9 protein-coding genes and 2 tRNA genes are annotated in these 14411 nt (G+C 49.9%); 3 read left to right on the top strand and 8 right to left on the bottom strand.

Annotated features, from left to right (window positions below):
• Position 1: 1 nt before the first annotated feature.
• The gene (locus GS398_RS01285) at positions 2–691 is read left to right on the top strand and encodes an imm11 family protein (RefSeq protein WP_160904934.1); all 690 of its coding nucleotides are present in this window, start codon (positions 2–4) and stop codon (positions 689–691) included.
• Here GS398_RS01285 and GS398_RS01290 read toward each other — a convergent pair.
• The 4 genes from GS398_RS01290 to GS398_RS01305 form a co-directional block, all read right to left on the bottom strand.
• A complete protein-coding gene (locus tag GS398_RS01290) occupies positions 688–4221 on the bottom strand; it encodes a DUF6443 domain-containing protein (RefSeq protein WP_160904935.1) in 3534 nt (1177 codons plus the stop codon). The two genes, GS398_RS01285 and GS398_RS01290, sit on opposite strands and share 4 nt — an antisense overlap.
• A gap of 9 nt (positions 4222–4230) precedes the next feature.
• Positions 4231–7536, bottom strand: coding sequence for a hypothetical protein (locus tag GS398_RS01295; RefSeq protein ID WP_160904936.1), 3306 nt, complete (start codon positions 7534–7536; stop codon positions 4231–4233).
• A 272-nt stretch (positions 7537–7808) separates the two neighbouring features.
• Positions 7809–8159, bottom strand: coding sequence for a hypothetical protein (locus GS398_RS01300; protein ID WP_160904937.1), 351 nt, complete (start codon positions 8157–8159; stop codon positions 7809–7811).
• 784 nt (positions 8160–8943) lie between these two features.
• Positions 8944–9033 (bottom strand) — tRNA-Ser (locus tag GS398_RS01305).
• Between the two features lie 181 nt (positions 9034–9214).
• Here GS398_RS01305 and GS398_RS01310 point away from each other — a divergent pair.
• Entirely contained in the window at positions 9215–9811 is a 597-nt protein-coding gene (locus GS398_RS01310; protein ID WP_202405918.1) for a tyrosine-protein phosphatase, read from the top strand.
• Between the two features lie 104 nt (positions 9812–9915).
• On the opposite strand, the gene GS398_RS01315 is transcribed toward GS398_RS01310, so the two are convergent.
• Entirely contained in the window at positions 9916–10641 is a 726-nt protein-coding gene (locus GS398_RS01315) for a hypothetical protein (protein ID WP_160904938.1), read from the bottom strand.
• Between the two features lie 81 nt (positions 10642–10722).
• Positions 10723–11775, bottom strand: a complete 1053-nt coding sequence (locus tag GS398_RS01320; RefSeq protein ID WP_160904939.1) for a helix-turn-helix transcriptional regulator — start codon at positions 11773–11775, stop codon at positions 10723–10725.
• 93 nt (positions 11776–11868) lie between these two features.
• Here GS398_RS01320 and GS398_RS01325 point away from each other — a divergent pair, with 93 nt between their 5' ends.
• Entirely contained in the window at positions 11869–13323 is a 1455-nt protein-coding gene (locus tag GS398_RS01325; RefSeq protein WP_160904940.1) for an RtcB family protein, read from the top strand.
• Positions 13324–13523: 200 nt separating this feature from the next.
• Here GS398_RS01325 and GS398_RS01330 read toward each other — a convergent pair.
• Together GS398_RS01330 and GS398_RS01335 are read right to left on the bottom strand one after the other, a co-directional pair.
• Positions 13524–13594: transfer RNA gene (locus tag GS398_RS01330), tRNA-Ile, on the bottom strand.
• A 253-nt stretch (positions 13595–13847) separates the two neighbouring features.
• Entirely contained in the window at positions 13848–14210 is a 363-nt protein-coding gene (locus tag GS398_RS01335; protein ID WP_160904941.1) for a DUF1304 domain-containing protein, read from the bottom strand.
• Positions 14211–14411: the final 201 nt, after the last annotated feature.

Raw genomic sequence — 14411 nt, forward strand, 5'->3', positions numbered from 1 at the left:
AATGCCTGCAACAACCTATTATATTCTCAACTTCCCATCTTCTTCAAAGGAGACCGGCCTGGTTTATCCGCAGGTACAAAAGATGTCAGAAGGGTATGATACAAAAGGCCCCAATGCAACCAGGCAATTGTTCAGGTGTTGGCAGGAGTTCCCCGATTTTACTCCCGATCTCGATAGTTTCGTACTGCATGCAAAGAGTAAACCAACTGACTTTTTAAGCAACGCATTATCAGCCCGGGGCATGATCGTGAGTGACAAGGTGAAGACGATTTTTGAAGCAGCAAACACCTGCCCGATACGGTTTTATCCTGCAGGACTGAAGTACAAAGGAAAGTCATTGGAAGGGTATTACTGGATGCATATTATCTCCGATTATACCGGATTTGTCGATTATCCCAATTCCTCTTTTTTTATATACAAGACGTTTACCCACAACATCGGATATATCAAGATCGACTCAAAGGAAGACCTGCTAAATAAGGAAGAACGACTTAAAAAGGATAACCCTCAACACACGCTGGCTATCTGGGCAGAGAAGATCAAACTGCTGCCTGAATTTGATGCAGCCCTGGATTTCTTTCAGATCGGCAAGTTTACTTCCGATACTTACGTAAGCAAACGCCTGCAAACGCGCTTAGAGAAAGAACAGGTTAGTGGCTATGATCTCTCACCAGCCACTAACCTTGTCTAATTATAATAGGGATTGTAAGGCCTTTCTTCTTCTTCCTCTTTTTTTGCGGGAAGTATTTTAGGCTGTATCACTTTTGTATTATCAGAAGGAGCAATTGATTTTACTTTAAAGAGCTCGTTGACCTTTACTGCGGGATTATTTTCGATCATTTGCCGCATTTCCTGGGTTAACCCTCTTACGAATTTCAGAGCGTCAGTTGTACTATATTCAGGATTGTTTTTCACAAAGTCAGCTAGTTTTTGGCCAATAGTCTCATTATAACTCGGGTGATTTCCGTGCTGCCCTTCACCTGTTGCACGGCTAAATTTCTCAAGAGAGATCTTATTCTCTGCGCCCTCGAATTTAAACCCGCCTTCTCTCGCTGCATCGATTACCTCATTTCCCTTAAACTCCTTCGGCATTAAATGATGTTCTTCGGTTTTTACGGCCCTTTCCGCTGTTTTGATAAGTTCGCCAACTGCTTTTCCAGCAACCTCACCACCCGCTTTAGCTAAATTCCGTAGTCCTCCCGGAATCCTGGAAGCCTCGGCCATAGGGGCCATCCTCGGAACCCAGGACGAGTTGCCGAACATTAAAGCAGGTTCCATAAAGGGAAACAACCCCTCTAAACCATCAAGATCTATTTTCGAAGAAGGGTTATTAGATGCATACTGGTACGATGTCATCCAGGGGAAATGCTCTGCAATAGGGTCTACGCTTGTAAAACGACCTATCACAGGGTCATAGAAACGCCTCTTATAGTCATACTGCCCCAACTCCTCCTGTAACTCCTTCCCGTTATACAGGTACTTGTTGCTGCCTCCCGCCGCAACTTTCCGCATCCCGAAAGGGAAGTAATTATCTGCCTGGGTGCTTTCGGCTAATCCGGTAGTTGGGTTTTTGTAAAAGCTAACACGGACGTTGCCTAAATGGTCTTCCAAGTCGTAGTAATAGCTATAAGTATTGCTGCTGTTGAGCGCACGACCTTCCTCCGTCTGCACGAAATCGAGGGTGCCGCCGGTGTATTGGATGCCGGAGATATAATCCGTAGCCGTTCCGTTGCTCACCTTGCGGAGTTTAGTGCCGCTGCCGTCGTAGGTATAGGTAAGGCCCCCGGTACTGTTAACCGTCTGGACCAGGTTTAAAAAGTTGTAAGTGATGGTACGGCCGGTATGGGCATCGATGGTGGCATTACCGTTCACATCATAGGCATAGCTGTAAGCTCCCACGCGCGCACCCGTTCCGCTAGAGCTGCCATCGGTCAGGGTGCCCAGGCGGTTGCTGTTGCCGGAGTCCTGGTAAGCGTAGCTGAGATCATCTATCTTGGTGGCGCCGTCGTAGCGGACCAGTGAAGCGATGTTCCCGTTTTTATCGTAGGAAAGGTCCTCGCTCATCACGGTGCCGGCGGATACGCCCGAGGTAAGCCTATTGACCCTGTCGTAGCCGTAGGTAAACGTGTTTCCCAGGCTGCCGGGCGTTCCCCAGAGCTGGTTAGCGATATTGCCGTTGTACTGCGCCGTAGTGCCGTCGTTGTATTTCAGTTGCATAGCAAATAACGGGGCGCTGCTGGTGCGGAGCCACCCGCGCTCGTTGTAGGAGTAACCCACCTCCTGCAAAAAGGTGCTGCCGGCGTTTTCGCTGTGCAGCTTTTTGGTGACTAGCTGGCCGAGCTCGTTGTAAAGCATCCGGGAAAGGACCACGTCGCTGCCTCCGCCGGTGGACTGGAAGGCGGCCAGCTTACGGCCGGCATGGTCGAAGTCGGTATAGTTGTCGGTGGCCAGGGCCAGGGCTGCCGAACCGGAGCTGTTCACAAAATGCTTCCGCTCGGTGGAGAGGATCACGCCGGTAAAGTCGTAGGTAACGGCGATCTCGTCGTAGTTATTTACGTGCTGGTTTGCGCCCTTGTAATGCTGCTTATAGGTTTTGATAACGCGGCCTTCGTCGTCGTAGTAGAACACCGTCCAAAGGAAAGTGCCGTAAGTGCCGATAACCGCAGTCTTGGTGGCGGTAAGGAGCCCTTTGGTGTTGGCGCTGTACCTGGATGCTACGGAGGCGTAGGGCATGCCCGGCGCAGTGTAGTCGTCGTAATAATTGATCACATACGGGTCTAGGTTGGCGGTGAGGGTTGGAATGGTGTTGTTGGAGTATCCGTGGTATCCGCCGCTGCTTACACGCTCTTCCCAGAAAGCGGTGGCGCCGTTGAGCAGGTCCTGGATTTGGCTGCGGTTATAGGTGCGTTCGCGCTCTATGCCGGTCATGATGGTGCGCCCCAACGCATCGTACTTAATAAAGGTATGGTACTGGCCTGGGGTGAAGCCGGTAACGGTGGTGGTGCGTTGCACGGAGTCCTGCGAGAAGAGGGGCTCATCGAGGAGGTTGTAGTTGATCAGGTCCCAGCCTTTGCCGGGAATGCGCTTTTCGATGAGGCGGGCGCGGGTATCGTAACGGTACTGGTAACAGAGGTTATCGAGCAAGGTCTGGCTGATCGACCCGCCGTCGCCGTTAGCTTTCGGGGGCAGCACGAAGCTGAGGTTGCCCAGGTCATCGTACACGTAATAGGTGGACAGCACCTCGATAGCAGAAGTGGCGGGCAGGTAGTTGAAGATGCGCTTAAGTACTATGTGGCCCTCCTTGTCGGTGTATTCTTCAACGGTTCCTTTCTTGCCATCACCACTTGCCCAGTTCTCATCTTTGGTAATGACAAGGCGCAGTTCGCCTGCGGGGTAATAGCCCGAGTTGGCGGTTTCAAGCACCAGGCGGCGTTTGTAGAGCTGCCCGGAGGTCGGCACGGTATCGGCGCGCCATAACCTTACCGGATAGCCGGTAGAGGCATGGCTGTTGTCGGTATTGTTGGCGCCGTACTCCACGCGCTGCAGGTGGCCTGCGCCGATCTGCCAGTCGGTTCCGGGTGCGCCCTGCAGCATGGGCCGCCCCAGGGGGGAAGCTTCGGGCTGGCTTTCGGCGAAGGGGGTGGTAGTGGTGGTATATTCCTGTCCGGTCTGCTGGAAAAAAGTATACTGCTCGCTGCCGGTATAGCCGCCGGTGCCGCTGAGGGCGGAGGGGCGGTACGACCCGGCCGTGCCCGAGGAGGTGGTATAGGGCTGGTACTTGGCGAGCTCCCGCCCGTAGCTGTCATAAGCTACCGGCTGAATGATGTCCTTACCGGCGGGACTGGCCTTTGTCTGCACGGTTTGCAGGGGGCGGCCCAGACCGTCCAGATACTGAATGGTTTGTGACAATTCGCAGCCGCTAAGTGAGGCGAGTTGGCTTTGTGAGGTGATGCCGGGTACTTTTACCACGTAGCTCACCACGTAGTTCTGCGTCGCCGACGGGGTAGCATTCAGCTGAGTGCAGGCGGCGAAGGTGGGAACGATCTTTATCCTCACCTCGCTGCCGCCGGTGCTGAAACCGGGCAACAGGCGGATGCTCTCGGAAGAGCGGATCTGTGTCTGCCCCGCATAGGTATCGGTAGAGACGTGCTGCCGGGCGAAGGAACCGGTCGCCGCAAGCAGCAAAGAAAAAAAACCGGTTAAGAAAAAGGTCTTTTTCATGTGAGGCGATTAGTCTTTGTAGTGATAGCTATAACTTTTCACGATATTTCCGTCCCGGTCTTTGATGTTGATCAGCCGGCCGAAGCTGTCGTATTCGTAATAGGTCTTCAGCCCTTTCACGTCGGTATGGCTGGTTTGCCCGAGCAGGGTATGCCAGGTAAAGCTTTCGACCTGCGCGCCGGTAAGGCTGCTGAGCGGCGCGATAAAGGAGGCCACGGTAGCATCGCTGGGGGTTTTGTCGTTCCTGAAGGTTTCTATGGCTGTGGACCCGCCCAGTGCCATGCTTACCGACGAATAATCCACATTAGTGATCTTAGCTACCAGGTACTCGCCGCCATATCCCCATACATAGCATACCGGCACGCCGTTTTCCTGTTTGGCGGAGATCACCGCGCCGTGGGTATCGTAATTGCTATAGCGCAAGCGCAGCTCTTCGCTATTATATCCCTGCCGGGTATACACCTCTTTGGGCGCATACACGCCGGCCGACCAGTTATAAAACGCCTTTCGCTGCTCGATGAGCTGACGTGTGCCGAGGAATTGCTTTTCGCCAACCACGGTATTGATCATGTTGCGGCGGTACATGGGACCGTAAACGGCGGTATCCTGGAGGGCGTTGATACGATCCTTGGGATAGATGAGTATATTGCGCCGCTCCTGTCCGCGGCTGTTTACGAGCTTGGTTTCTTTCAGATAATAGTGGTCGGCATCATATGCGTAAGAGGTTACCGTCTCCATATTGGTGAAACCGGAAGCATACTCGGTCACTTTGGTTTCTACCAGTTCGCTGCGACCGGCGATGGGATAGAAGCTCGACATGAGGTGGTAGTGCGGGTCGCCTCCCGGGTTGATTATCGTTGTTGTGTTTGGATACTGGATTCCCGGGTAAGAGAATTTTACAGCCGTAACCGTAGCAGAACGGAAATGCTCCAGGCGGGTAGGGTTAGTCATGGCCGGGTCCTGTTTGTCTTCGTAAGCGTTCACCGTCTTTTTGATCAGCTGGTTTGAGGAGTTGTAGATATCCTCGCGTAGCAGCTTGCCATAATACCAAGGAGAATATTCCACCGGCACCTGTGGGAACACATCCAGTATCACCGGAGCGGCATCTCCAAAGTTGGTGAAATAGCGTACCGTTTTGCCCAGGCTGCTGCTGCCGTTGCTTATTTTCTCTACTACCCGTGAGTAGGTGACCGGACTTCCGTTCACGTATGTAATATCGTTAACGGCCGATGTGGAGCGAACAACAAAGTTAAAGGCAATGTTGCCGGCATACGAAGGATCTTCGGAGGTCCATACCGGGGTCTTATTTTCGTAATGTACCAGGTAGCTGTATGTGGGTCTGAAGCCCAGTGCTCCCGAGGTTGAAATATTGTCATCCTTCGTGTATTCGTATTCCTTTATCTGCGCAGGATCCGTGTCCGGGCCTGTGTAGTCAAGAATGCGCTTTGCGCGCAGGCCGCCTACATAGGGCTGGGTATGGCCGATCACCATTTGGGAAGTGCTTCCCGCACCGGTCTCCGTCCAGTTTATTTCAGCCGGCTCGAAGTAAGAAGTGAGGTTGGTAGTATAGGCGTAAATAGTATAGGTGGTGTTTTTCACCAGATTGCCTAAAGTAAGTGTTTTGGTGACGTAATAAGGATCGGTGGTAGCGTCGCTGAAATATACTTGCTGGGAACCCATCAACACGTTCGAGGGATTTCGTATTTCGAAAACTACTGAACAAGTGGTACAGCTGGTATTCTGCAGGTGGTTGATCTTGAATTCGAATTTGGTATTTGTGCTGCTCTCTCCTTCAAAATAGAAAGTTTGGCTGCCGGCAGGAGAATTGCCGCTATTAATCCCCAGGTACATATTCTTTGCCGTGGTAGGGGGCGCATTCACCGTGATGGTGTCCCGGGCATTCAGCCAGTTGTCTTTAGCGGTATTCGCCTCCAGTTCAAAAACGGTGTAACCACCCGTGGGGTACGTCATTTTGGTCATCGAGCCGGCCTTAATATAATTCGGGTCACTGTCGCGGTTCGAACCGCCCAACTCGCGCCAGCCAAGTGACATACCTGGATCCTGGATCCACTCGTTATGGAAAAAAGTATGGATCGGTCCATTATAGTATCCCCAGTGATCGCCCGTGGTAGTGCCACGCGCCGGAATGGTGTAAGTGGTATTGTATTCGAACGTATACGGCTTATCGGTCGTCTCAGATGAGCCGCCGATAGGTGTTACGGTTTTGAGCGTAGCCCGCCCTGAAATGGAGTAATCGTGACTGAGCGTGTAACCGAAAACTACGCTCCCCTTACTGATCTTGACTTTTTGCAGCAGGTAATCGCCAGGCAAATCTGTCCTTACCGTACTGCTGTAGTAAAAATCGACCACGTTCCCATCCGGAAAGGTGATCTTCTTAAGCCTTTTACCGCTTACGTTTATCGTGGTAGCGCCATAGCTAAGATACGCTTCCCCTTCACCGGTTCCTCCGATCGGCAATGCCTGCGAGCCGGAAGGTCCGAAAGTATCAGTGATGGAAGTATTGTCATATTCGAATACGATGCTATCGGTTTTCGAGGGATTATAAATCCTGCTCAGGTACCATGAAGAAGTGTATTGGGAGACGTAACCCGGCGACGTTAAATTGGTGGATATCTCATAATCCTGAAAGACATAAATGTAGCCGGATTCGTCCACCCCGGTGAACCCGGAGATTAGTGACTTGCTGCTTATCGTCGAAATCCTTTTGGTCATCCTGATCTTTGTCTGATCGAGGAACAATGAATCGCCACTGCGGCCGTAAACGAAACGGCCGCTTTTCCCGTCGAACGAATAGTTGAAGATATCGCATTGCGAATCGGTTACGTTGGCGTTCATCCGATAGAGTGTCCGGCTGTTGTTGGGGGTGGAAGTTTCGTTACCAGCCGCGGTATTTGCGGGCATGGTACGATAAAGAAACCCTTCTGTGGGGTACTCATCATAAATACCCCGAACATTTCGGGATACCACGCCTCCTGCGGTAAGTGCCCAGCCGAGCCCGACGTTAGACGCCGCGTCATTCACTTTTACGCCACCAGCATGGTAGTCAATCGAAATGGGCACAGATTTCCCGAAGTTTTTGCCGCTCCAGGTATAGATCGGCACGCTTACCGATGGTATCCCTGTAGAGAGACCGACAGGTATACCGCCGAACTTATTAATAGCCCGCACGTTTGGCGAGGGCGGCGTTACTAGGTCAAGGCCAGGGTTCAGTGTCGCCTGTGCCCGTGCGCCAGAGGATACCCATACCCCTGTGATCGACAGCAGGATCATTCGCGCGACGTATCTTAAGATCATAACTTAACTGTAAAAGGTGACGGATCAGGAAACTAGAGGGGATGCCATGATCAACAGGAAAGACGAGATTATTTTTTTCATTTCGGGCGATTATTAAAATTCAGTTTGAGAATATAGAGTGCTATTAACAGGTTATGCAGATGCAGCGGCGCAACAAGCGCTTATCGATAAAGATGGTGGAGCAGCGGGTATAGTTCAGGAGCCCATCGCGAAACGCGTAGTCAAATTGTTTATTTCGCTGTGCTAATTTTGTACGGGCGAGGACATTGTGATTATTTCGTCTTAGGGAGAGCGTAAGGAGACCCTCTTTTTTTAAGGCTGTACTCGGCAAGCTGTTCCTTAGAAAGCAACCCACGAAACTCGGCCGTAAGCTGCTCTTGTGAGGCGCCTACTTGCTGCGGAGTGGTTTCAGACCGTGAAAGCGTTGCCACAACGATTTCTTCTTTTGTAAAAAAGCTGATAAGAGCGACCCGTTGACTTTCCGAAATCGTGATTGCGGAAGACAAGTCACTTAATTTAGCGACTACTGCTAAAGAAGGAGATGGGGAGCCGGGCGATTGCTCTTGGGCGCTCACTATGCGGCCAAAGCACAATATGCACACCAATATTAAGTAGGATTTCATTTATATAATGGATAAGGTTTAGGTATTACAAAACCGATAGTGATTGTAAAAATGTTGAATAGCCCTGCGTTATCTATCGTACTGAAAAGTAGAGCGAAAATTTTAAAAAAGCAATAGCCTTTAAAGTTTTATTATAACTTTATTTAGTACTGGAACAAATTATCACATTTGATTACTGACGCTTAAAGCTTTATGTTATACTGATTATCTCGCTGGTCATTGCCGTAGTTTCCGCCTCGCTTATCAGTATCGCTTTTTTTTACTGCCTCGAGAATTAAAAGAACCTGCTTTAACCAGGCTTCGTACGAATGTCGAGTCGGCTACAATAACGGGAGTTGTCATGTTGCTTGTTTCAGCAAACATATCTTTTTTCCAGATGTAAAAACAGTGGTAAAAAGGTATACGCCAGTATACCTGCCTATAATTTCGAAGCTACTACTATCGGAAAGCTTATACACTTTGACGGTTTCGCTTATGTTTGGATCACATGTCGTCAATGTCGTGTTCGTACCGGATCAAGCTGAATTTCTGGGGAGTAGATTTGGCTGTCAGCTATCAGCATTCAGCCCGTAAGTATACCTTTATAAGATAAGTAATTGACGTTGAGCTATTCCTGAGTAGTATTCCAGGTTTGACAGTGTAATCAAAGCTGATTGCTGACAGCTGACAGCTAATAGCTCCCAAACTTTTAAGCCTGATCCTTCGTACCTAATCTACTACCTACATGATTCCAAAAAGAAAAAACCCCGTTTATAAGCTATAAACAGGGTTTTTACAATTCAGATGGCGGAGAAGGTGGGATTCGAACCCACGATACCCTTGCGAGTATACAAACTTTCCAGGCTTGCTCTTTCGACCACTCAGACACCTCTCCAGGATCCTTTCGTTAAGAAGGATTGCAAAGGTAGGGAAATTTTTCTTTTTATCAATCCTCGGTTACGATGGCGACAAAGATTCGCCTTGAAGGGGTGTTTAGCCGAGTGCGTAGCTTGGTCAACCCGGTGTCATGAAAAGAACGGCACATAATTTATGCGGCGTTTATCCGTAATGTTCATATGATAAAACGGTGGCTATTGGCGGTATGTACTGTTACTGCCTTTTACAATGCAAACGCACAAACAGCGGCGCAGGCAAAAATCCAAAAGATGGGCAAGCTCAGGAACTTTCACCAGGTAGATACAGGTGTGTACCGTTCTGAACAACCGGGCAGTACCGATTTCTTTGAATTTGAAAAGACCGGCATCCGCGAGGTTATTAACCTGAGAAGGCTGAGAAATGACCGCAAGAAAGCAAAAAACACTAAGCTGGCGTTACACCATATCCCGATGAAGGCCGCCGCCATTAATAATGCGGAAGTAATGAAAGCACTTACCCTGATCCGCGACCGTAAAGGGCCGGTACTTATACATTGCTGGCATGGCTCCGACCGTACCGGGATGCTGGTTGCCATGTATCGCATGGTTTTCCAGGACTGGACAAAGGACGACGCCATTAACGAAATGACCAAAGGAAACTTCGGGTTTCATTCGGTTTACCAGAATATCGTGACTTATGTTCGTGCAGCAGATATTTCTGCCATAAAAAAGGAATTGTTCGTGCAGGCGCCTGCTGCGGGCAAAGATCCGGCGACCACTGTTGCTTCGGCCCGGTAATTACCCGCGGGTGCGCTCCCGACCTTACCATGACGTTAAACGGTGTTATGCTAAAATGAGAAACGCATGAGAAACTTAAAAGAAAAGTTCGGGTTGGCGCTTTATTAATTAGTTACCTTGTCAAACTCGTTAGCGGCGATCGCCACGTTCAGCACGACCTTATCGACCGTGATCGTCAAAAACGTCTGATCCTTCATTTTACTTACTGATTTAAAAGCGAACTTCAGTCCCGAAACGTTCCGGTAATCGCTATAGGTGGTGGAGATCACTTCACCGCCCATTTCGGGGTTCTTGGCCACCGCTGTTTTCATCCGCAGCTCGAACGTGCTGTCATCAAAAAAATAATGTTCCGTTTCACCGGTTTTACGAACAAGCTTCACGTTAAAGCAATTCTTCCCGCCTACCACCGTTTTCGCTTCCAGCGTTGCCCGGTGACCTTTCAGCCTGTAATTTACCAATGCCGGTTCAATTTCCACATCCGCCTCGTTGGCCATGGCACGCGCGGCGCTACCGGTTAAGGTAGTCGGCCTCGTTTCGTTCTTAAAAGCATCGATCTTCCAGCCGTTTTTGCCATTAAAGCCTTGTGCATAATATTTCCCCTGCAAAGGCACCACAAACTTATACAGGTTTGGCGCCTGTGCATAAGTGCGGAAGGGAAACTTTGCCCCGCTGTAATTGTATTCCCCGGAGGAGGTGATGGTCCTTACAGTTTTCCACAGTTTTGCGCCGCCGCCGTATTTAATATTTTTGTTGATAACTTCCTCTGCAGTCTGCGCCTTTATTAATAATGGGAACAATAGGGTTATTAACAGGCAAATTTTAGTAGACATGATGGTTATTTTTGAGTGTGCCGACTTTTTATCGTGTGTGAACAAACATAATAATATCTAAACGAACAAACCCCGCTATCTTCAGTGAGATACCGGGGTTTGTGCTTTAACTTCTATCACATCCAATCCATAATGACCGAGCGCGCTTCTCAGGTTTTCCCTGATGCGGTATACCAGGGATCGTGGTCCCAGCACCTTGATCCTGGACCCGAAGCCAAGCAGTTCCCTTTCCAGCTCAAAATTAACGATCACCCGGATGCTGAAGATCTTTCCGTTCTCTTCTTCCTTTAACAGTTTCTGTGTATGGTGCATTGGCTTGGTGACCAGGTACGGGGCATTGCTGTTATCGATCCAGAACACCACTTCGCTATCCCGCTGTCCGGGGGTTTTGGTCACGCCGATCACGTCGCTGTAGTAGGTGGCCAGGTCTATGGCGGTGTTTTCCCGGTATTCGTCCTGGTGAACGGTAACGGTTTGGACCCGGTCGAGCGCGAGGTTCAGCAGCGGCGAATGGCGACGGTGCGGGCAGCCAAGCACAAACCATCGGTTCCGGTACTCCTTTAACAAGTAAGGGCTAAAACAAAACGTATTGGCGTCTCTCGCTTTAAATGACTGGTAGGTAATACATAAGGTTTGCTTAGCCACTATCGCTTTCCGGATCACCTCGATCCATTCGAGCCCCTTCAGGTTATCGTTCTTCTCGAAATCGATCACCGGCGGACTATGCGTCTTCTGCGTGTAGATCTTGTCCTCGAGCTTACTCACCATTTCGTTCAGATCGGCGAAATGCCCGAAACCTTTAAATTGCTTTAGCAGGCCCGAAACCTCGGTAAGCACTTTCATGTCCTGCTGGTTAAGCGGACTATTAGTGATGCTGTAATTTTTCTCCGAATAGGTATAGTATTTCTTGTCAACAACCACGATGGGCGCCTCATAACCTAATTTATTACTGCGCATCATCTCGATGTCTGCCTGTACGGAGCGGCGGCTCACGCCTTTGTCTATCCCCTCAAATTCGTACAACGCATCAGAGCACGCATCGATCAGGTCTTCGAGCGTCCATTTCTTATACCGGTTTTGCAGGCATTTATCGATCGTACGGTAGCGGATCAGCGCATTGCGGTTTACTGGCATCTTATTTTTGCCGGAAATTTATTATTTATTTTTTACTGCGCAAATCTACTGCGCAGTAGTTATGTTAGTTTGTTCTATCAGAACGATAGTATCATGGAAAAAGTAAAGATCAGCAATAGTGAATTAGAGAACCTGGGAATCAACGACCTGGACATCCTCGTCAGTTTCAGCCGGGTAGCCAACGGCTTGCTTAAACGCGATGAGATGGATAAGCAGGAAATCCTTACCAACCTCGGGGCCCTGATCGACGACCCGCAGCCGTATACCCTGGTGCCTGGCGGGAAGTTCGCCTCGCTGGCCGCGTTTGTTGTGGCTTTACGTGCCAACGGTCGGTTCCTGAAACAGCACCGTTCCTCGTTTGCGCTGAAAGAAGAAATTGCCAGCTTTCCTATTTACGGGGCCGGGCATATTGAAGCGGGCGCCCTCGCACAGATGAAAACAGCGATCCAACTGCCGGTAACCGTTGCAGGCGCCCTTATGCCCGATGCGCACCCGGGATATGGCCTGCCGATAGGCGGGGTGCTGGCCACCATGGCAAATGCCATCATTCCCTACGCGGTAGGTGTAGACATTGCGTGCCGTATGTGTATGAGCATTTTCGACCTGCCTGCAGGGATGGTGGATACCGAAACCGCACTGCTGAAGAACATGCTGCTCAACCATACCAATTTCGGCGTAGGCGGCACTAATAAAGTCAGGTTCGACTCTTCCCTGTTCGACCGGGCCGATTGGAACGCCACGCGGGTGATCCGTTCGCTGAAAGACAAGGCCTATGCCCAGTTAGGAACCTCAGGTACCGGTAACCATTTCGTAGAATGGGGCGAATTATCTATCGCCGAAGACGGACCGGATGGTCTCCCGGCAGGTAATTACCTCGCCTTGCTTTCGCATTCCGGGTCGCGCGGTTTCGGCGGAAGCATTGCAGCTCATTACTCGAAGATCGCCGGATCGAAAACCAGACTGCCATCTCATGCGAAGCACCTGGCCTGGCTCGACCTCGACAAAGAAGAGGGACAGGAATACTGGATCGCAATGAACCTGGCCGGGGACTATGCCTCTGCCAATCACCACGAGATCCATAACAAGATCGCCCGCGCGCTCAACAGGCAACCGGTACAACGTATTGAAAACCACCATAACTTCGCCTGGAAGGAACAGCTGGCAGACGGCACCGAAGTAATGGTACACCGTAAGGGCGCCACACCTGCAGGGAAGGGCGTGTTGGGCATCATACCTGGCTCGATGAGCACTCCCGGTTTTGTAGTCCGCGGTAAGGGAGACCCCGCGTCGATCAATTCCGCATCGCACGGCGCAGGGCGACGCATGAGCCGCTCGGCAGCTTTTAAGACGCTCGATAAGGCGGCCATCGCTGCCAACTTAATCGAAAAAAGGATCACGTTGATGGGATCTGACATGGACGAAGCCCCGATGGCCTATAAGGATATTCATACCGTGATGGCTTCGCAGCGCGATCTGGTGGAAGTACTTGCCACCTTCCAGCCAAGAATTGTGCGCATGGCGGATCCTAAGGAGAAGCCGGAAGATTAATGTGTTGGACGGTAAACGTCCAGACGTTGAACTCTTCCTGAGTAGTATTCCAGGTTTGACAGGTAATCAAAGCTGATCGCTGAAATCTGAAAGCTGATAGCTCCCAAACTTTTAAGCCTGATCCGATTTAATTATCAAATCAAACAAGCAATATTCTAGACAAAACGAAACCACCCGCAGCTAAACACCCGGCAAACAAGTGGAAATAAAAGGGCCCGAACCTTTAACCGACACCGTATAAGAGTGCTGCTCTACCGTTGAGCTATATTCCATCATCCAATGAGTCAGCTTTTTGCCAGCTACCCCAAAACAAAAAATCCCCTTAGACTTATCTAAGAGGATTTTCATAGTTTATATTTTATTATGAATACATAGCTATCTCTTTTGATAAATCAATACAGGAGAAGGGCCGGGTATGCATATTAATTTCATAACACCATAGTAGTTATTATTTTCTAAAAATAAACGACAAATAAAATAAAATCAGGCCATTACCCGCGGTAAAACAGGCATACGCAAAACCGTTAACGCAGCATGGTTGCCAGCAATGCGGTCAATGCCGGTAATCCCTGGGTAAAAAAGATCTTTTTATCTGCCGTAATCGCGCCGAACAGGCCGGCGACCACCACACAGCCGAGAAAGAAAGTAGCCACATGGCTGCTCCATGCCGCATCGGTGATACACAATGACCAAACCAGCCCGGCAGATAGAAACCCGTTGTACAGGCCCTGATTGGCCGCCAATGCCTTGGTGGGCTCGAAAAGATGTGCAGGGAACGATTTAAAGGTTCTTCGCCCGGCGGTCGTCCATGCAAACATCTCTATCCAGAGAATGTAAAGATGTTCGATGGCCACCAGGGCGATGAGGATTTGTGAGGCCAGCTTCATAGCGTTAGTTTGAAAGGATCAAGATACCGCAAAATAGCCGGTTAAACACCTCAACGGCGATTTCCCTGTAAAAATCACGCTTACGCCGGGTTTCCTCCTTGACGGAGCCTAAAAGCCGGTTACGCTTGCAGCGGTCCCGATGGTTTTATTTTTTGTGTTATATACTTTTTATAGGAATTTTGCCACGCTGCTACAATCAGG

The sequence above is a fragment of the Hufsiella ginkgonis genome (genome assembly GCF_009834915.1).
Taxonomy (GTDB): Bacteria; Bacteroidota; Bacteroidia; order Sphingobacteriales; family Sphingobacteriaceae; genus Hufsiella; species Hufsiella ginkgonis.

What these genes read in the sequence shown, in the direction of transcription:
- GS398_RS01290 (WP_160904935.1), bottom strand. Translation starts at nt 4,221, where the DNA reads ATGAAAAAGACCTTTTTCTTAACCGGTTTTTTTTCTTTGCTGCTTGCG.
- GS398_RS01335 (WP_160904941.1), bottom strand. Translation starts at nt 14,210, where the DNA reads ATGAAGCTGGCCTCACAAATCCTCATCGCCCTGGTGGCCATCGAACAT.
- GS398_RS01295 (WP_160904936.1), bottom strand. Translation starts at nt 7,536, where the DNA reads ATGATCTTAAGATACGTCGCGCGAATGATCCTGCTGTCGATCACAGGG.
- GS398_RS01310 (WP_202405918.1), top strand. Translation starts at nt 9,215, where the DNA reads ATGATAAAACGGTGGCTATTGGCGGTATGTACTGTTACTGCCTTTTAC.
- GS398_RS01285 (WP_160904934.1), top strand. Translation starts at nt 2, where the DNA reads ATGCCTGCAACAACCTATTATATTCTCAACTTCCCATCTTCTTCAAAG.
- GS398_RS01325 (WP_160904940.1), top strand. Translation starts at nt 11,869, where the DNA reads ATGGAAAAAGTAAAGATCAGCAATAGTGAATTAGAGAACCTGGGAATC.
- GS398_RS01300 (WP_160904937.1), bottom strand. Translation starts at nt 8,159, where the DNA reads ATGAAATCCTACTTAATATTGGTGTGCATATTGTGCTTTGGCCGCATA.
- GS398_RS01320 (WP_160904939.1), bottom strand. Translation starts at nt 11,775, where the DNA reads ATGCCAGTAAACCGCAATGCGCTGATCCGCTACCGTACGATCGATAAA.
- GS398_RS01315 (WP_160904938.1), bottom strand. Translation starts at nt 10,641, where the DNA reads ATGTCTACTAAAATTTGCCTGTTAATAACCCTATTGTTCCCATTATTA.